The sequence below is a fragment of the Mycobacterium sp. SA01 genome, assembly GCF_041287105.1.
In the GTDB taxonomy this organism is placed as follows: Bacteria; Actinomycetota; Actinomycetes; order Mycobacteriales; family Mycobacteriaceae; genus Mycobacterium.
Window position 1 is genome coordinate 47116 of record NZ_JBGGNO010000015.1, and the last position, 18417, is coordinate 65532.

General features: G+C 67.2%; 12 protein-coding genes. 5 read left to right on the top strand and 7 right to left on the bottom strand.

What is annotated here, in order from left to right; all coding sequences use genetic code 11:
- The first annotated feature begins 264 nt into the window (after window positions 1–264).
- The 4 genes from AB4879_RS06720 (at window position 265) to AB4879_RS06735 (ending at window position 3414) form a co-directional block, all read left to right on the top strand.
- Window positions 265–813 carry a hemophore gene (locus AB4879_RS06720; RefSeq protein WP_370506973.1) on the top strand — a complete coding sequence of 183 codons (549 nt, stop codon included), beginning with the start codon at window positions 265–267 and terminating at the stop codon, window positions 811–813.
- A gap of 167 nt (window positions 814–980) precedes the next feature.
- Window positions 981–1352: a heme-binding protein gene (locus tag AB4879_RS06725; protein WP_083117495.1), complete on the top strand. Its 372-nt coding sequence runs from the start codon at window positions 981–983 to the stop codon at window positions 1350–1352.
- A 57-nt stretch (window positions 1353–1409) separates the two neighbouring features.
- On the top strand, window positions 1410–2078 hold the full coding sequence (locus AB4879_RS06730; protein ID WP_170310646.1) for a response regulator transcription factor: 669 nt from the start codon (window positions 1410–1412) through the stop codon (window positions 2076–2078).
- 7 nt (window positions 2079–2085) lie between these two features.
- The gene (locus AB4879_RS06735; protein WP_102807841.1) at window positions 2086–3414 is read left to right on the top strand and encodes a HAMP domain-containing sensor histidine kinase; all 1329 of its coding nucleotides are present in this window, start codon (window positions 2086–2088) and stop codon (window positions 3412–3414) included.
- Here the strand turns inward: AB4879_RS06735 and AB4879_RS06740 are convergent.
- The 3 genes from AB4879_RS06740 to AB4879_RS06750 all read right to left on the bottom strand — a co-directional run bounded on the left by AB4879_RS06740 (window position 3411) and on the right by AB4879_RS06750 (window position 8263).
- On the bottom strand, window positions 3411–3788 hold the full coding sequence (locus tag AB4879_RS06740) for a DUF3054 domain-containing protein (protein ID WP_102807884.1): 378 nt from the start codon (window positions 3786–3788) through the stop codon (window positions 3411–3413). The two genes, AB4879_RS06735 and AB4879_RS06740, sit on opposite strands and share 4 nt — an antisense overlap.
- A 26-nt stretch (window positions 3789–3814) precedes the next feature.
- Window positions 3815–4993, bottom strand: a complete 1179-nt coding sequence (locus AB4879_RS06745; RefSeq protein WP_102807840.1) for a YbhN family protein — start codon at window positions 4991–4993, stop codon at window positions 3815–3817.
- Between the two features lie 69 nt (window positions 4994–5062).
- Complete coding sequence (locus AB4879_RS06750; protein WP_370506974.1) at window positions 5063–8263, bottom strand: hypothetical protein; 3201 nt, start codon at window positions 8261–8263, stop codon at window positions 5063–5065.
- 373 nt (window positions 8264–8636) lie between these two features.
- Between AB4879_RS06750 and AB4879_RS06755 the strand changes: the two genes are divergently transcribed.
- A complete protein-coding gene (locus AB4879_RS06755; RefSeq protein ID WP_370506975.1) occupies window positions 8637–9791 on the top strand; it encodes an AI-2E family transporter in 1155 nt (384 codons plus the stop codon).
- 64 nt (window positions 9792–9855) lie between these two features.
- On the opposite strand, the gene AB4879_RS06760 is transcribed toward AB4879_RS06755, so the two are convergent.
- The 4 genes from AB4879_RS06760 to trmB form a co-directional block, all read right to left on the bottom strand.
- On the bottom strand, window positions 9856–13365 hold the full coding sequence (locus tag AB4879_RS06760; protein WP_370506976.1) for an Ig-like domain-containing protein: 3510 nt from the start codon (window positions 13363–13365) through the stop codon (window positions 9856–9858).
- Window positions 13366–13841: 476 nt separating this feature from the next.
- A complete protein-coding gene (locus AB4879_RS06765; protein ID WP_370506977.1) occupies window positions 13842–16883 on the bottom strand; it encodes an MMPL family transporter in 3042 nt (1013 codons plus the stop codon).
- Window positions 16884–16932: 49 nt separating this feature from the next.
- Window positions 16933–17622 carry an NYN domain-containing protein gene (locus tag AB4879_RS06770; protein ID WP_102807835.1) on the bottom strand — a complete coding sequence of 230 codons (690 nt, stop codon included), beginning with the start codon at window positions 17620–17622 and terminating at the stop codon, window positions 16933–16935.
- Complete coding sequence (gene trmB / locus AB4879_RS06775; protein ID WP_370506978.1) at window positions 17619–18413, bottom strand: tRNA (guanosine(46)-N7)-methyltransferase TrmB; 795 nt, start codon at window positions 18411–18413, stop codon at window positions 17619–17621. Before trmB ends, AB4879_RS06770 begins: the two co-directional genes overlap by 4 nt.
- Window positions 18414–18417: the final 4 nt, after the last annotated feature.

Consider the following 18417-nt stretch of genomic DNA (forward strand, 5'->3'; position numbering starts at 1 on the left):
GGCTGTCTCCCCGCATTCTCCCCGGATTGCGTGGTTGCGAGCGTACCGCAGATGCCTGTGCGCTGACCTGTCGTGACCGGCGGTCTTAGCTGGATTGAGACCTGCTGATCAGGCGCTCGTTACCTGCGCACGAGTGGCGTCCCGGCCGTTGCCGATGGCAGGATGTCCACCGACCACGTCAGGGGTCGGGGACCGTGCCGAGTCGTAGCGACGCTGCGCCGCGGCGTGACGTCAGTCAAACGTCAGCGAAGTCGAGGAGTCCCCATGTCTGCGTCCACCATCTCCGCGACCGCGGGCCTGCGCCGCGGGGTGTGTGCCGTGCTGGCCGCCACTGCCGCCGGCGGTGCCGCCCTGCTGGCGCTGTCGACATCGGTGTCGATGTCGGAGGCGGCCGCCGCCCCCGACCCGTGCGCGGCCAGCCAGCTCGCCAAAACGATCGGCACGGTGGCCACCAACACCGGGACCTATCTGGACGCGCACCCGCAGACCAATCAGGCGCTGACGACGATCTCCCAGCAGCAGGCCGGTCCGCAGACCGTGGTCGCGCTGAAGAGTTATTTCGACGCCAACCCGCAGGCCGCCAAGGACCTGCAGGCCATCCAGCAGCCGCTGACGAGTATGTCCACCCAGTGCAAGTTGCCGGTGAGCCTCCCGCAGTTGCTCGGCCTGCTGCAGTCGGCTCAGACCGGCGGCCTGCCCGCACCGGCGCCGGGTGCGCTGACGTCCACGACACCGGCGCAACAACTCTCCGGCAGCCAGACCGCGCTCGGCAACGGCCCGCTGCCGGGCCCGGCCACGATCGGTACTCGCTGAATCGGCACGCTCGGCGCCCACTCAGAAGCTGCCCTGAGCAGCCACATCGGAACATTCTTACGATTGGTTAAGCTCAAGGCGCGAAAGTCTGCAGCAATTCTGCTTAGCTTTCTTCTGTCAGTACCGGTTACTGGCAGTGCTTCTCCCAAACGCTAAGGAGTCCGAGCATGTTGCTTAATGCCCGTCTGGCCCGTCGCGCGGTCGTCGGAGCGATCGGCACGGGCGCCGTCGCCGGCGCGATGCTGATTGGCGCAGCCCCGTCGGCGCTGGCCGACCCGCCGCCGAACTGCACCGCCGCCGACCTGGCCGGGGTGGCCGCGGGTGTGTCCGCGGCGACGTCTGCCTACCTGTTCACGCACCCGGACGTGAACGCGTTCTTCACCGGTCTGGAGGGTGCGCCGCGCGACACCATCCGGTCCGAGGTGAAGCAGTACCTGGACTACAACCCCTCGGTGAAGGCCGACCTGCAAGGCATTCGTCAGCCGCTGGTCGATCTGAAGAACCGCTGCGGTAACGCTCCTGACGTTCCTGGCGCCTAACCCGCGGTGCGGGTAGGACAGCAGCCCGCCCAGGAAGGCGCAGGCCGCACCGTCCTGATGGTCGACGACGACCCGGATGTCCGGACTTCGGTTGCCCGCGGATTGCGGCACTCGGGGTTCGACGTCCGGGTCGCGGCGACCGGCAAGGAAGCGTTGCGGCTGTTGGCGAACGAGAATCACGACGCGTTGGTCCTCGACGTCCAGATGCCGGAGCTCGACGGTGTGGCGGTGGTGACCGCGCTGCGTGCGCTGGGCAACGACATTCCGATCTGCGTGCTGTCGGCGCGCGACACCGTCAACGACCGGATCGCCGGCCTGGAGGCCGGCGCCGACGACTATCTGACCAAGCCGTTCGATCTGGGCGAGCTGGTGGCCAGATTGCATGCGCTGCTGCGGCGGGCGTCGCATTCACACGAGGGCTCCGACGCCGTCACGATCGGACCGCTGACCATCGACACCGCCCGGCGGCTGGTGTTCGTCAACGGCGACCGGGTCGAGCTGACCAAACGCGAATTCGACCTGCTGGCGGTGCTCGCCGAAAACTCCGGTGTGGTGCTGTCCAGGCAGCGGCTCCTGGAGTTGGTGTGGGGCTACGACTTCGACGTCGACACCAACGTCGCCGACGTGTTCATCAGTTATCTGCGCCGCAAACTCGAACGCGAGGGTGTGCCGCGGGTGATCCACACAGTGCGCGGCATCGGATACGTCCTCCGGTCGGAGCCGTGATCCGGTCGTGAGTTCGCTGGGCCAGAGCCTGTCCCTGCGCAGCCGGGTCGCCCTGGCTGCCGCAGTGGCCGCCGCGATCGTGGTCGCGCTGCTGGCGGTGCTGACCTCGATCGTGCTGGCGAACAACGATGAGGCGCAACTGGACAAGCGTCTGGACTCGATCGTCGACGCCAGCATGTATCCCGAACAGCTGCGCGATCCCAGCCGGGTGGTGACGACGGGACGATCCCGGCGTACCGGCCAGGTGATGTTCCAGCGCGGGTTCCAGTTGCCGCCGCTGCCGCCCGGGACCGCGACGGTCACCGTCAACGGCTTCGACTATCGGGTGCGGACGGTGAACGTCGACCAGTCCGGCGGGATCTTGGTCTCGATCGGTATCCGCGCCGACAGCATCCTGTTGAGCCGCGCCAGAATTCCGCTCTACGTGTTGATCGTCTGTCTCGCGGTGATGGTGGCGTTGGCGCTCGGCTGGATCTTGGCCGGGCCGGCGATCCGGCCGCTGCTGAAGCTCACCGAGCAGACCAGGCGGTTGGGAACCGGCCACGATCGCCTTGATCCGGTGCACGGTTCCCGCGAGGCCGAGGACCTGTCCGAGGCGATGATCGCGATGCTCAACCGATTGGCGGATGCCCAGGCGGCGACCACGAATTCGCTTCAGGCGGCCCAGGATTTCGCTGCCAACGCGGCCCACGAACTGCGGACCCCGCTGACCGCGATGCGCGCTGACCTGGACACGCTGCGCATCCACGACCTGCCGCCCGAAGAGCGTGAGGAGGTGGTCGCCGATCTGGCGCGCGCGCAGCGCCGGGTGGAGGCGATCATCACCGCGCTGGGGCAGTTGGCGTCCGGGCAGCTGGCCCGCGCCGAGGACCGCGAGCCGATCGATGTCGCCGAGATGCTCGATCGGGTTGCGCGGGAGAACATCCGGTCCGGGGTAGGGGAGATCATCGTGGAGGCCGACGAGGCCGGCACGGTGTGGGGCTGGCCGGCCGGGCTGCGGTTGGCCGTGGACAACCTGGTGCGCAACGCGATCACCCACGGGGAGGCCACCCGCATCGTGCTGCGGGCCCGCCGCCAGGGCCCGCTGCTGGCCATCACCGTCGACGACAACGGTCGCGGCCTGCCGGCCGAAGAGCATCGAAAAGTGTTGGGCCGCTTCGCCCGTGGCAGCACCGCCACCGCGGGCGGCTCAGGTCTGGGCTTGGCGCTGGTGGCTCAGCAGGCCGCCCTGCACGGTGGCGACATCGAACTGTCCGACGGCCCACTCGGCGGGTTGCGTGCCGTGTTGACGGTCTCGACCGCACCGGAACCCGTCGCCCCGGCGGCGCAGGCTTAACCGCTGCGTTTGGCGACGACGGCCGCGACGCCGCGCCAGCCCAGCAGCAGTACCGCCGTCACCACCGACGCGACGATGATGAAACTCACCGCAACGCCTTGAGAGCTGGCCTTGCGCAACAACATTCCCACCACCACGGTGCAGAGCCAGACGATCACGCCGGTCGGCGCGATCGCGGTGGGTGCGCGCCAGGCCCGGGAGATCAGCCAACCGGCCACGGTGCCGGACAGAAACGGCCATGCCGTCTCGGCGATTCCGGCGAGCGTCAGGCCTTCAGCGTGGCTGCGGCGCCCGATCGCGCAGAACACCACGACGCAGACGATGTCGCCGGCCAGCGCCAGCAGGGCCGGGCGGGTGTCGCTACGAACTGCCATGTTCGGATTCAAGCACACGCCCCGAATCAGGGCGGCGTGCCGTCGTCGGGGTCCGGGCAGGGCGGCGGCACCGGGCCCTGGAGCGCGCTGTCGGCCGGATCGTCGACGGTCGCGCTGCCGCTTTCGGCTTCGGCTGCGGCGATCTCGTCGGCGACCGCGTCCGGGTCCAGCGGACCCTCGGTGCGGAACAGGAAGAAGAACACCACCCAGCCGATCGCCGAGATGAAGATCCAGCTGACCAGCCGATAGATCAGCATGGCCGAGATCGCACCGGACAGGGCCATCCCGCTGGACACCAGGCCGGGTACCAGCACGGCCTCCACGACCAGCAGGCCGCCCGGCATCAACGGGATCGAGCCGACGGCGCGGGCGGCGGCGTAGGCGACGGTCAATCCGGCCAGCGACGGCCTGCCGCCGGTGGCGTAGGCGGCGAACGCCAGGCACGCCACGTCGCACACCCAGTTGAAGAACGACCAGCCGAACGCCACCCCGAGGGTGCGGCGACTCAAGCTGACCGATTCCAGTTGGTTCAGCGTTTCGCGCCACTTGCGCAGGCCGGTGTCGGTGGGCTTGCCGCGCACCGAGTTGACCCAGCCGAGAACCTTGACGCCGATGCCGTCGATGAGTTCGGGACGGGTCGCCACCGCCTGCGCGAGCAACAACAGGGCGATGAACCCGCCGAGGGTGAACAGCAGCGAGAACGGATTGTTCTTGGCGCCCAACAGAAATGCGCCACCGAGGCCGAGCAGGGCCAGACCAACGACCTGCAGCGCGCCCGACATCACCAACTGCCACGATGCGACCACCGGGGAGGCGCCCCACAGCCGCTGCTGCCGATAGACGAACGTCGCCGAGAGCACGGGACCACCGGGCATCGTGGTGCTCAACGCATTACCCGCATAGAACGCCGCTTCGGAGCGCCACTGGTGGACGATCACCCCGGCCGACCGCAGCAGCGTCCGCTGGATCTGGGCGAAGCTGTGCATCGACAGCATGGCCGCGGCAGCCGCCGCCAGCACCCACCAGCCGTTCGCCGAGATCAGGCTTGTCCAGGCCTTGGCCAGCTGATCCCACACCAGGGTGGCCTCGACGACCAGAACGATCAGCGCGACGCCGAGCAGCGCCCAGCGGACCCACCAGTACTTCCCGCGCGCCGGGGGGCCGTGATCCTCGCGGGCGGCGTTCACCGACGCGTCGTAGGACACGCCGATCAGAGTAACGCCGCCAACATCCCGCGACGGTGTCCGCCGCGGGATGTCGGGGTGGTTACCGCCTTAGACGACGGTGGTCGGTGCGTTCGGAGTGATGATCGTCAAGTCGTAGCCGGCGGCCTGCCACCCGCTCATGAACACGCCGATCGGCAGCGCTTTGGCCTGCCCGACGCTCACACCGTTGTTCTGCATCGAGCTGTCGTTGACGTACACCACACCGTTCTTCAGGTCGACCTGTGTCACCACCGCGGCGTGGTCGGCGGTCCAGTAGCTGTCCTTCGGCTCGGGCTTGAAGTCGGTGACCGCCGTCCACACGATCGAGACCGGGTAGGCCACCATCGCTGATTTGCCTTCGGCCAGTGCGGCTTCCAGATCCTGCAGCGCTTGCTCGCCGGCCTCCTGCGTCTTGTCGTATTCACGATAGGTCGCGGTGACGTTGAAGTACTTGTTGATCAGCGCGACGGCATCCTGGGTTGCGACACCCTCCGCGATGTTGGCGTCCAGATACATCTTCGCGCCCGGCGTCACCACGGAATCATTGGTCTTCGCCCAGTCGACCCAGGTCTGCTCGGTGTCCGCCGTCGGCAACTGCTTGATCGCCTGCAGGACCGCGGACGCGGCGGCCTGCAGCTGGCAGTTGGAGTAGCTCTGGTTCACCCAGTAGGCGGCGGCGGTGGTTGCGTTGCCGTACTGCTTGGTGCCGTCGACGGTGACTTCGATCTCCTCGTCGAAGGTGTCGGGCTTGGCCGCACCGACCATGATCGCGAAGGAATGCAGCATGCCCTGCACCATCCCGGCCAGGCCGGGCAGCTTCGCCGCCGTGCCGTTGTTCACCGTGATCGTGAAGTGGTCGACGATTCCCGGCTGGATGAGTGCGTCGTTCGCGGTGTAGATGAACGTTCCGGGCGTGTCGCCGGCGACGACGCTGCCGTATTTCGGATCCACCTTAACGGTGTAGCTGACGCCGTAGCCGTTGTTGCTTTCGCCCTTGACGGTCACCTGGATCTGCTTCGTCGGTCCGGCTTGGCCGCCGACCTCGACGATGACGCTGGGCGCGCGGTTGAAGAAGACGTAGGCGATCTGGCGGCTGAGTTCCTCGAAGAACGCCGCCGGGCCCGCCGGCTGAGCAGCGGCCGACTTCACCGCGACTGCACTCGCTGCGACTGTCGACGAACCGTTGGCGCCGCGTACGCCGGGGGTTCCGTCGTCCCCGACCGAACCGCCCCGGGTGCCGGCCCCGGCGCCGCCCTCGCCCCCGTCGCCGCCCAGGCCGCCGACGCTGCCGTCGCCGCCCTGTCCGCCGTTGCCGCCGTTGCCGCCGTCCGCGCCGGGACCGGCATCGATCGCGGCGTAGCCGCCGGCAGCGCCGTCACCGGCCGAACCGCCCGCACCGCCGCGGCCCGCCGCGGCAGTGTCGGTCGCTTCGCCACCGTCACCGCCGGCGCCGCCGCTACCGCCGGAGCCACCCTGGCCGCCGCCGTATGCCCCGGCGCCGCCGGCGCCGCCGTTGCCGCCCGCGCCACCGTCGGCACCCGCGCCACCCGCGGCCCCGGCTCCGCCGTTGCCGCCGTTGCCGCCGGATCCACCGGTCACGTCGTTGATCGAACGGCCGTACCCGCCGGCACCGCCTTGGCCGCCCTTGCCGCCTTGGCCGCTGCCGCCGGCGGTTCCGTTGGAGGCGAGCAAGAACAGCACCCGTCCCGTGCCGCCGGCACCCCCGGTTGTTCCGCCGAGGCCGCCGGCTCCGCCGTTACCGCCGTTGCCGCCGTTCAGTCCGGGGTCGATGGTCTCCTGGTCCGGGGTGTACCCGGTGCCGCCTTGGCCGCCGTCACCGCCTTGGCCGCCGTCGCCACCGAGGCCGCCGGTGCCGATGATCCAGCTGCCGTTGCCGCCGCGACCGCCGGAGCCGCCCGCACCGCCGGGTGCCCCGTCGCCGCCGTTGATCGAGTAGGACGGATTCTTGCCGGGATCAGCCCCATTGGTTCCGACGATGCCGGCCTGGCCGAGGCCACCCGCACCGCCGTCACCGCCCGCGCCGAAGACCGACAGCATGCCGACGCTCCCGCCGTTGCCGCCGTCGCCGCCGCCGACTCCACCGGTTCCGCCGTCGCCGCCGCTGCCGGCCCACAGGCCGCCGCGTCCGCCGTTGCCCCCGTTACCGCCGTGGTCGGTGGCGGTCACGCCTTTCGCCGGGCTGTCGCCACCGGCCCCGCCGTCACCGCCAAAAGCGAAGAGCGAGAACAGACCACCGTTGCCGCCATTGCCGCCGCGACCGCCGAACGTGGCCTTACCGCCGGCACCGCCGTCACCAGAACTGGCACCGCCGCCTTCGCCACCGTCGCCGGCGATGCCCCAGAACGAGACCAGCCCGGTGTCGCCGCCGTTGCCGCCCGTGCCGCCGGTCTGGCCGTTCAGGATGGCATTGCCGCCAGCGCCGCCCTTTCCACCGTTGCCGACGTACAGGCCGCCTGTGCCACCACGACCACCGGTGCCGCCCTGGTAGTCACCGGTCGACGTCCCGCCTTCGCCGCCATCGCCGCCGTTGCCCGTCAGGCCGGCCGAGCCACCCCGGCCGCCAGTCGAACCCGTCGCTGTCGTCGCGCCCGCGCCACCGGCGCCGCCGTTACCGGTGATCAGCCCGCCGTGTCCGCCGTTTCCGCCGTTGCCGCCGTTGACGCTCACCAGGCCGGCGCCACCGGCCCCACCGTTGCCGAACCAGCCCGCGCTGCCGCCGTTTCCGCCGTTGAAACCGTCGCCGCCGTTGCCGAAGACGCCGCTGTTGCCGCCCTTGCAGGAGGTGTTCGATGCGCATGTGTCGGCGGTCCACGTGTAGCCGTTGCCGGAGAGGATTCCGGCGTTCGGGTGTGCCGCGGTCCCGTCGCCGACGAAGAAGCTGATGATTGTCTGGGCTGCGGCTTCCGGCGTGGGAAGCGCGGACGCCCGCGGAGTCGCGCCCGCTGCGGCGGGGCTCGCCAGCCGTGTGCTGATCGTCGACTTCTTGCTCGAGGTTGCTGTCGTGCTGGCCGGGTCGGAGCCGGAAGGAATCGACGAGACCGTGTTGTCCGACGACTTGGGTCGGACATTTTTCTTCGGCGCCGCTGAATGTCCGGTGGATTTCGACGACCCGCCTGCCGACGAGCTACTCGATGTCGAGGGTCCCTTGGATCCGGCGGAGCCGGTTGAGTCGGCGGCGGCCACCGCGGGCATCGAGGCGATCGCGGCGCCGACACCCAGGGCCACCGCGGACGCGCCAAGCCATGTCAACGCGTGCGAATTAGCAAGTGCCGCAAGGCCAAAGTCAACGCGGTTCAATTGCATCCGGTTGGTTCGGTCGCCGCGGCGACCCTTCAACTCCGTGCGATCAACGCCGTGATGACCTGATTTTGAGCCGACAGAATCCACGAACCCACCCCCCGTTTGGGTATGAACCGACTGGAAGCCAACCGTCGCAACTGGACCTGTACGACGTAGCAATGGGGAGCATAAAGGCAATTCACACCCCCGTCCATAACAACGCTTACTTTCGTTGTGAGCGCAAGCTTGCGGTGTCCAATATGTTTTGCTCGCGAACGCCCGCAGAATCGCGTCGGACGGAGTTCCGCAAGCATTCGGACCATCTCCTACTACGCTTGGCCGCATGCCGGCCACGCGCGTTTCGGACGACGACTCGGTCGATCCCTTCCTCCGTAAAACCGCAGCGTGGTCCTGGCGCCTGCTGGTCGTCGGGGCGGCCATCGTGGCCCTGCTCTGGGTCGTCAGCCGCCTCGAGGTCATCGTGGTTCCGGTGGCGCTGGCCACCATGCTGGCGGCGCTGCTGCTGCCTGCCGTTGACTGGCTCGACCGTCGCGGAGCTCCCCGCGGCGGGGCGGTGGCCCTGATCCTGCTCGGCGGCTTCGCCATCTTCGGCGGGATTCTGACTTTCGTTGTCAGCCAATTCGTTTCGGGCCTGCCGGGCCTGGTGGAGCAGGTCACCTACAGTATCGACGGCTTGCGTAGGTGGCTCGTCGACGGCCCTGCGCACCTGAGTCGCGAACAGATCGACAACGCAGGCAACACGGCGATCAAGGCGCTGCGCGACAACCAGGAGCAGCTGACCACCGGCGCGCTGTCGACGGCGGCCACCCTCACCGAACTCGTCACCGGCGCACTGCTGGTGCTGTTCACCCTGATCTTCCTGTTGCACGGCGGCCGCAACATCTACAGCTTCGTCACCAAGATCATTCCGTCGCACGCCCGCGAACGGGTGCGGGACGCAGGCCGGGCCGGCTTCGGCTCGCTGATCGGCTATGTGCGCGCCACCGCGCTCGTCGCTTTGGTGGATGCCGTCGGTATCGGCACCGGTCTGGCGATCATGGGCATCCCGCTGGCGTTGCCACTGGCCTCACTGGTCTTCCTCGGCGCGTTCATTCCCCTGGTGGGCGCCGTCGTCACCGGATTCCTCGCGGTGGTGGTGGCGCTGCTCGCCAAAGGCGTGGTCTACGCGGCGATCACGCTGGGGCTGATCATCGCGGTACAGCAGTTGGAGGCGCACATCCTGCAACCGCTGGTGATGGGTCGCGCGGTGTCGATCCATCCGCTGGCGATCGTGCTCGCCATCTCCGCCGGCGCCGTGCTGGCCGGCATCGTCGGCGCGCTGCTGTCGGTGCCGTTGGTGGCCTTCCTCAACAGCGCCATCCGGGTTCTCGTCGCGGACGACCCCGCCGAGGAGGCGGCCGAACTCGAGGAGAACGACGACGGCATCATCCTCAATGCCGAACCCGACGTCGTCCCGCCGAAGCGCGAGAAGGACTGACGCCGAGATCGACGAAATGTCGGGAATTATTCCGACTTTCGCGCCCGTTCGTCGGTTTGGGCGCTCAGAGATCGGTTGGGTTGGCCTTAACGCCGACGGCCCAAATTCCTGACGTAGTCATCACATAGGTCGTGTCCCCGACGCCGAAGATCGGATCTGCGTATTCGGGAGCAATTTCGGGGAACGGGTCGCTGACCACCGGGCCGTCGGCGGTCAACGTGATCACGTAGGTCGTGACGTCGTCGAGCGTGTCGACATCATCGGGATACGAAAGGGAGATGAGGTATGTGGTGCCGTCCACGACGAACGGAGTTGACAAATTCCCGATCTGCCTGAGTTGCGCCGGGCCGTGGGGTGTCAGCGCCACGACGTAGTTCTCCGTGGTATCGGACGTGGCTCCGACATCGTCTGGATACACCGTACTCATCAGGTACGTGGTGCCGCCGACGGAGATCGTTTGGTAGCCGTAGTACGAGGGAAGGTTCACCGATACGGGACCGGCGGCCGTCATCGCGGTGAAATAGACGCGATCTGTGCTGTAACTACCTTCGCCCGTTTGCTTCCATCCGTTGGTCTTCACATAGGTGAGATCACCCACCACAACGAGTGGTTCAAAGGCCAACTCGCCGGAGACGCTGTAGGTCGACTGCAGGACACCCTGGGGGTCCAAAACGGTGAAATATGTAGTCGCAGAACTATATTCGCCAGTCTGCGTCACCAGATAGGTGGTCTCGCCGACGGCAACCGGGGCGCTGACCGGGTGTCCTGGCAGCGTGCCTGGCATTGCGGTGAGTCCGCTCGGTCCCACCTTGACGAGCGAGGTTTGGTGGCCGCCGGCGGAATCGGGGGTCTCGACCATCAGGTACGTCGTGTCGCCGACGACGATCACGTCGAAATCGCTGTGGGAATTCACTCGTCCCGACGCCGGTGCGCCGATCGGCGTGACACCGTGGGCCGTGACCGATACCAACTGGAGTTGATATCCGGTGGACGGATCGTCCGTCTCCATCACGAGATACGTGGTGTCGCCGATGGTGACCGGAGCGATGCCCGGATACCCGGCGAGCGGGTCACCCCATCGGGTCAGAGCGTTTTGCTCTACCGCGGTCAGGAAGGTCCTGGTGTAGGCGTAGGTCCCGTCGGAGTTCCAGTAGTACCTCGCCGTCGTGATCAGGTATGAGGTGTCGCCGACCACCACGACGAACGGATCGCCGCTTACCGTGCCGAGGATGGCCGTGCCTATCGGCGCCACACCGTCCGGCCGCAAGGCAGTCAGGTGGGTCTCGTATCCCACCGAGGAATTCCACGTTTCGGTCACCAGGTAGGTGGTGTCGCCGACGACGACCGGGCGCACCGCCCACCGGTATCCCGGGATCGGGTCGCCGATCACCGTGACCCCGCCTGGTATCGGTGCCAACGTCGTCACCACGGACTGCCACGTCTCGGTGGCACCGGAATCGCCGATATGCGAAATGAAGTACGTGGTGTCGCCGACGACGATTGGATCCCCGCTCAGCTCGCCGGGAATGGACCCCACTGGTATGGCGCCGGCAGACGTCAACGCCACCGCCTGGGTCACGTTGCCCGACTGCGTGGGCACAAGCAGATACGTGGTGTCGCCGACGATGATCGGATCGCGCCACGCCCAGCCGGGAATCGTCACGGTGGGCGCCCCACCGTCAGGGCCCAACGCCGTGACATTGGTGTCGTAGCCAGTTTCGTACGTGCCGGACTGCGTCACAACGTATGTGATGTCGCCCTTGACGATTGAATAACCGCTGGAGTCTTCGTAGAACTCCCCGGGTATCGACGTCGTCGACGTCACGCCGTTGGGTTCCACCGCGTTCAGATGGGTCTGGTAGCCGGTGTCGTACGTGCCGGCACGGGTCACCAAGTAGGTGGTGTCGCCGACGACGAGCGTGCGGCCGTAGAAACTTCCGGGTATCGACGTTGTCGAGGTCACGCCGTCGGGTCCCAGCGTGGTCAGCTGGGTTCGGTAGCTCCATTCGTCCGTGCCGACATCGGTCACGAGGTAGGTGGTGTCGCCGATGACGATCGTGCGGTCGTAGAACGCGCCGGGTACCTCTTGCGTTGAGGTCACGCCGTCGGGTCGCAGCACGGTCAATTGGGTCTGGTAGCCGGATGCGTACGTACCGGTCTGAGTCACCAGGTAGGTGGTGTCTGCCACGGTCAGCGGTTGCCTGGCGTAGCCAGGAATGGGGTCACCGAGGGGCGTCAGGCCGTCTGGGCCCAACGTCGAGAGGTGAGTCTGGAAGCTGGATTCGTCGCCGCCTGTCTGCGACGTGACAAAGGTGGTGTCGCCGATAACGAACGCCTGGCTCACCAACCCGGATACCGCGTTGCTCCCGTCGGGAGTGCTATAGCTGCCGTCGGCGTGGATGACCGCGGCCAGATACGAGACGGTCTGATCGTCGGGGCTGCTGAACAGGTCGCCACGGTAGGCGAAGACGTAGGCGTTGCCGGTGCGGGCATCGACGAACGACAGCACCGGTATCGTGTCAGCCGGCAGCGCGAGCGCAGCGCGCTCGACGCCGGTGATCTGTTCGCTCACCGCGATCGGTGCGGTACTCGCCACACCGTCGGTTGCCACGACGGCGAACGTGAGCTTCACCGCCGCAGGCGAATTCGGCGCAAAGGAAGCAGCCAAGACCCGGGTGCGCGGGTTCGGCGTGAAGATCCATTCGCCGGTCTGTTCGTCCAGTTCGAAGGCGCCCAGTGTGGGATCCGGTCCGGTGCCCACGTGATAGGTCAGGGCCTTGTCATGGGTGACGTTGAAATGCCCACGGATCGTTCCGGTGACGGGATCGGTTTCGTCGATCGAGTACGGCTGTGTTTGGTCGATGACGGGCGGGTGGGCGTTGACCGTGATCGAGGTAGTACCCACCGCCGTGCCACCGTGGCCGTCTGCCACGGTGTAGCTGAAAGTATCTGCACCGTAATAATTTTCAGCAGGTGTGTAGGTGAATGAGCCGTCGGAGTTCAGGGCGAGGCTGCCGTGGCTGGGTGCTTGGGCCACCGTGACGCTCAGCGTGTCACCGTCGGCGTCGGTGTCATTGGTCAGCACATTGCCGGTGAGTTGGGTGTTCTCGGTGACCGCGAAGCTGTCGTTCACCGGGGAGGGGGAGTGGTTGACCGGTGTGGGCACGGGCACCCGCGCCCGGTGGATCGTCGCGGCCACGGGAGCTCCGATGACCGGAATCATGCCGACGACATCAACCGCCATGTCCTGGATTTCGTCGCCCATGTCTGCGGTGTCGCCGCGCATCGCCGCGAGGGTGAAGTCGGCGAAGTCCGACAACAGGCTCAATCCGTTGACGACCGTTCCCACACCGGGGACCCAGCCGACCGACATGTTGATGTCGGCGACGGCCTTCTCGCGAGCAACTTCGGCCTGCGAGTTCACAAGGGCGGCCGAACGCGCTGGCGATGTCGGGGTGTCGCGGCGGTTGGTGGCAGCCAGCGCCGCCGCCAGCACCTCGGCACTCGGCGCCCGGCCCGGGGTTTGGTCGCCCGACGGTTTGGACGCGACGGCGACGGGCCGCTTTGACTTCACGGACCCGAGTGCGTTGAGCGCGCGCGACGGTTGAACACGAGCGCTGACCCCGGTCTTCGGTGAGCCTGTCCGCGAGGGCGTGGTGGTCGCCTTCGGCCCGGGTGATGCCGATGAGGCTCGACCAGCCGAGGATCCACCTGCGGCAGCGCCAGAATCACTATCGGCCTGCGCGATCCCGGTTGTGCCGGCCAGCGCCGCACCGATTCCCACGGTGATGGCTCCGGCACCCAGCCACTGGAAGGGGATCAAGCGGTGGTTGTTCTGACGTGAGGCGCGTGCGCGCTTGTGTGACTGCTGCCCCGGCACGGACTCCCCCGAGTTACCTGTGAGATGACTGAAAGTTACTTGTGAACAATTTTCAGCACTATGTATAACAGGCAACTACGCGCGAGGGAGGCACACACAGCAAATAGATTCGCCGAGTCGGAACTGAGAGCCACGTTCACGCCGAATCGTCGCTCCGAGGTCTGGATGGGCTACAGGCGCCCTTCGCGGCGCAGCAGATCCGCCGCGCTGACCCCGCCGGCCCCGCCGCCACGACGCGGACGATCCTCGCCCTCTTTCTTGCCGCGCGAGTTCAGCTTCTCGGTCGCCACCTCGGAGTCGCCCTGATCGGGCCGGCTGACCGGGATCGCGCGGGTCTCCTCGGCGCTGATCGCGGGGGAGACGTCGTCAGCGACGTTCTTGTCGCGCTGAGTGGGGATCGCGGTGGTGGCATCCTCCGGCCCTGACATGGCTTGGGTCGGTTGTGCCGACGGCTGCTGCGGCGGGGTGGCACCCGGCTTGGTCATTCCCCGGGCGCTTCGCTCCTGCCCACCGGTACCCCGCAGCTCACCCAGCCACGACTCGATCTCCCGATCCGGCGCCGGTGGCGTGGGCGGGCGGGTGCTCTTGGCGGCCGAGGCAGCGGTGTTCACCGCGTTCTTGACGGCGTTCTTGGCCACCGAGAATCGCGTGGTCGGTGCTTCGGCGATTCCCCGGTCGCTGCGCTCCTGCCCGCCGGCGGCGATCTCGGTGCGGGCTTCGACCGGATCGGGCATCCGCGCGGTTCCGGCGGCTGACGGGGCTTCCTGCGGCGGTGGCGGGTTGCGGTACTCGGCGCGGCCGACGACACGCGGCATCGCGCGGCCCTCGACGGGATGGGTCGGGTCGTGCGCCGGGCGTCGGGCCTCGGCTGCCGATACCGGCGCACCGGCACCCACCAGGGCGGGATCCGGTTCCCGCACGATCGGCCGCTTGCGCTCGTCGGTCAGGTGGGTCTCCCCAAGGCCGATGCGCACCTGCAGGCGCTTCATCCAGCGCGGCGCCCACCAGCAGTCGTCGCCGAGCAGCTTCATGATGGCCGGGACCAGGAACATCCGGATGACGGTGGCGTCCAGCAGCAACGCGATCAACAGACCGAAGGCCAGATACTTCATCACCACCAGGTCGGAGAACGCGAACGCGGCGACCACCACGGCGAGTACCAGCGCGGCACCGGTGATGAGGCGGCCGGTGGTGGCCGTGCCGATCCGGATGGCCTCCGCGGTGGACAGGCCGCGCTCACGGGCCTCCACCATCCGGGACACCAGGAACACCTCGTAGTCCGTGGACAGACCCCAGATCACCGCGATGATCAGACCGATCATCGGGGCGAACAACGGCTGTGGCGTGTAATTCAACAGCCCTGAACCGTGTCCGCCCTCGACGAACATCCAGGTCAAAATGCCCATTGTGGAGCCCAGCGTCAATGCGCTCATCAATGCGGCCTTGATGGGAAGCACCACCGAGCCGAACGCCAGGAACATCAAGACGGTGGTGGTGAGCACCAGGATCAGCACCATCAGCGGCAGCTTGTCGAACAGCGTCAAAATGCTGTCCTGAGCCAGCGCCTGGGTACCGCCGACCAGGACCGTGGTGCCCCTGGGTGGGGTCAGCGCACGCAACTGCTCGATCTTCTGGGGTGCGGTACTGCTGTCTATCAGGCCGTTCTGGATCACCCGTACGGACGGATCCTTTGATCCGCCGTTCTGGGCCGAGCGCTCCTCCCACATCTTCGACGGGTCGTCGCTGCCGGCGAAGCCGGACACCGTCTGCGCTTCGGCACGCAGATCGTCGAGCTGCTGTTCGGTGACCGGTGAGCCGTTGTTGGTTTTGATGACCAGGGTCAGCGGTTCGGTACGGAAACTGGAGAACTCTTTGTCGAACTGCTCCTGCGCGCTGCGCACCGGGTTGTCCGGCGGCAGGTATTTCTCGCTGAGCCCGCCCAACGCCAGCTGCCCCATCGGGATGATGAGCAACGTCATGATGATCACGATGGGAGCGGCAAAAGCGATCGGCCGCTTCATCACCACATTGACCAGGCGGCCCCAGAATCCCTTTTCGACCTCCTCGCGGGTCTTGGTCTTCTGGGTTTTCTCGATGAACCAGTCGATGATCTTTCGCGAGAACGGCCAGTTGGCCAGGAACGGCACTCGGAGCAGAGTCCGCACCCCCAGGGCGTCGACGTTGGCCCCCAGAATTCCCAGGACCGCGGGCAGCACCGTGATCGACAGGAAGGCCGCGAGCAGCACCGAAGCGATGATCGCGTAGGTAATCGACCTCAGGAAGCCAAGTGGGATCAGCAGAAGCGGTAGTGAGGACGCCACGATGATGACCGAGGAGAACGCGACGGTGCGGCCCGACGTCATCACCGACCGGCGTACCGCCGCTTCGACGTCGTAACCTTCGGCGAGTTCCTCTCGGAACCTGCTGACGACGAACAATCCGTAGTCGATGGCTATGCCGAAGCCCATCATCGTCACGACGGGTTGGGCGAAGAAGTGCACCGGTCCGAACTCGGCAGTCAGCCGGAGGATGCCGAGCGCCCCGCCGATGGTGAGGCCGCCGATGATGGCGGGCAACGCGGCCGCGACGGCGCCGCCGAAGACGAAGAACAGGACCACCGCCACCAGTGGGACGATCGCGATTTCGGCGCGGGCCTGGTCGGTGCCGATGGTCCCGGTGAGCTCGCTGGCCAGCGGATTGAGGCCGGCGAGTTGGATGGTGCCGCCGTTGACCTTCTTGAGCGCCGGCTCGATGGTCTGATAGTTCTTCAGGATCGTGTCGTCGTCGTCGCCCTTGAGCGGGATGCTGATGAAGGTATGACGTAGATCCGCCGTCTTCATCTGATTGACGGTCGGGTCGGTGGTGTCGGGGGCTTTCAGCCAGCCGACCCAGCCCACGATCTGATCGGGATAGTCCTTGACCACCTGGTCGAGCTCATCGGTGACTGTCTTCTGCCAGTTCTTGTCGGTCACCTTCTCGTCGCCCGGCGGCGTCAGGATGGCGACCACGTGGCTGGTGCGGTCACGGCCGTACACCTCGTCGGCGAGGGTCGACGCCCGCACCGACTCGCTGCTGTTGTCGTAAAAACCGCTCTGGGTGACGTGCTTGCCCAACGAGGCCCCGTAAACGGCGCCACCGAGGCATAGCGCGACCATGACCGCGATGACTATGTATCGATGTCGATACACAGTTCGACCCCACCAGGCGAACACCTAAGCTCCTAACCAAATCTTCTGCGACCTGCGCATCGGTTTCTCCTACTCAGACGCGCGATGTCAGTAATGAGGACAGCGGCCGGAACGGTTGTAGCCATGCCCCCTGCTCTGGGAGCGAATCTAGGCCGATTCGCGGCAGCGGCTCTCGGAAAACACCAGGAATGTCCTCCAGGTCGACAAACTCCAAGGTATCCGACGCTAACGCCCAGCTGGCATGTTCGCGAAATCCGAGCACGTAGGCGGGGGTGCCGGCCTTGGCGATTTCCTCCAGCGGCGCGCGGAACGCCTGTCCGTCAGCCGAGGCGACCAGCACGGCGGCCAGACCTTCGGTGCGACGCATCTCGATGTGGGCCAGCATGTCGGAGTCGACGTCGCTGTCCTCGTCGATCTTGGGCTTGGCGAACACCGCGAAGCCCACGTTGCGCAAGGCTTCCACCCAGGGGCGGACGACGTCCGCGCTGCCGGGCGCGATGTTGGTGAACACCGTCGCCTCCGGTTCCACCGAGACTTCCGGATGGCCGGCCGACAATTCGGCGGTGCGGTTCAGGAGCCAGCGGCCCAGCGCGTCGAATCGCGGCCGGTGCGCGGCCGTCGGTCGACCGCCGAGGATCGACCCCAGGCCCATGTCCAGGTTGGGCGCGTCCCAGACCAGAAGCACCCGCTGGATCGGCGGACTCACCGGCTGATCCCCGCTGTCCGGCAGTGCGGGCGCCGTCGCGTCTTCGATCACACTCATCGTTGCCTCAACCACAGAAGTTCGGCCACCGCGCTGCCCGCCTCAGCGGCCTTCGTCTCGTATTTGGTCGTCGGGCGCTGCACCGAGATCGGCAGCTCGTCACCGGGCTGTACGCGGCGCAGCAGGGGTTCGGCATCACCGGCCTCGGCGATCTGCTCGGCGTAGCCGGCGTGGTCGGTCGCGGCGTGGAGCACGCCACCCGGCCGCAGCCGGTCGGCGATCAGTGAGATCGTGGCCGGCTGCAGCAGCCGTCGCTTGTGGTGCCGTGATTTCGGCCACGGGTCGGGGAAGAACACCCGGACCCCGGTGAGCGAGCCGGGGCCGAACATGTTCTCCAACACGTCGAGCGCGTCGCCGCGGACCAGCCGGATGTTGGACACACCTTCGCGGCCGACAGCGCTGAGCAGCTGAGCCAGGCCGCGCTTGTAGACCTCGACCGCGACGACGTCGATGTCCGGTTCGGCCATCGCCATCGCCAGCGTCGACGTGCCGGTTCCGCAGCCGATCTCCAGCACGACGGGCGCCTGTCTACCGAACCACGCCGTGGTGTCCAGCAGCCCCGCAGGCTTCGCCGGGGTGAATCCCTGGTCGCTGCGCTCCTGCCCGTCGACCTCACGTGCCATGGTGCCCATCTCGGGCCACAGCCGGTCCCACGCGTCCTGCTGTGCGTCGGTCAGGGTCGAGCGCCGCGAACGAAAGCTGGTGATCCGGGGATAGGGATGCGCCGGCCAGGCATCGGGCGTGGCTGAGCCACCGTGGCGCTGCGCATGCATCCGTCCATGGTCGCTCATGAAT

What these genes read in the sequence shown, in the direction of transcription:
- AB4879_RS06725 (WP_083117495.1), top strand. Translation starts at nt 981, where the DNA reads ATGTTGCTTAATGCCCGTCTGGCCCGTCGCGCGGTCGTCGGAGCGATC.
- AB4879_RS06720 (WP_370506973.1), top strand. Translation starts at nt 265, where the DNA reads ATGTCTGCGTCCACCATCTCCGCGACCGCGGGCCTGCGCCGCGGGGTG.
- AB4879_RS06730 (WP_170310646.1), top strand. Translation starts at nt 1,410, where the DNA reads ATGGTCGACGACGACCCGGATGTCCGGACTTCGGTTGCCCGCGGATTG.
- trmB (WP_370506978.1), bottom strand. Translation starts at nt 18,413, where the DNA reads ATGAGCGACCATGGACGGATGCATGCGCAGCGCCACGGTGGCTCAGCC.
- AB4879_RS06740 (WP_102807884.1), bottom strand. Translation starts at nt 3,788, where the DNA reads ATGGCAGTTCGTAGCGACACCCGCCCGGCCCTGCTGGCGCTGGCCGGC.
- AB4879_RS06755 (WP_370506975.1), top strand. Translation starts at nt 8,637, where the DNA reads ATGCCGGCCACGCGCGTTTCGGACGACGACTCGGTCGATCCCTTCCTC.
- AB4879_RS06770 (WP_102807835.1), bottom strand. Translation starts at nt 17,622, where the DNA reads ATGAGTGTGATCGAAGACGCGACGGCGCCCGCACTGCCGGACAGCGGG.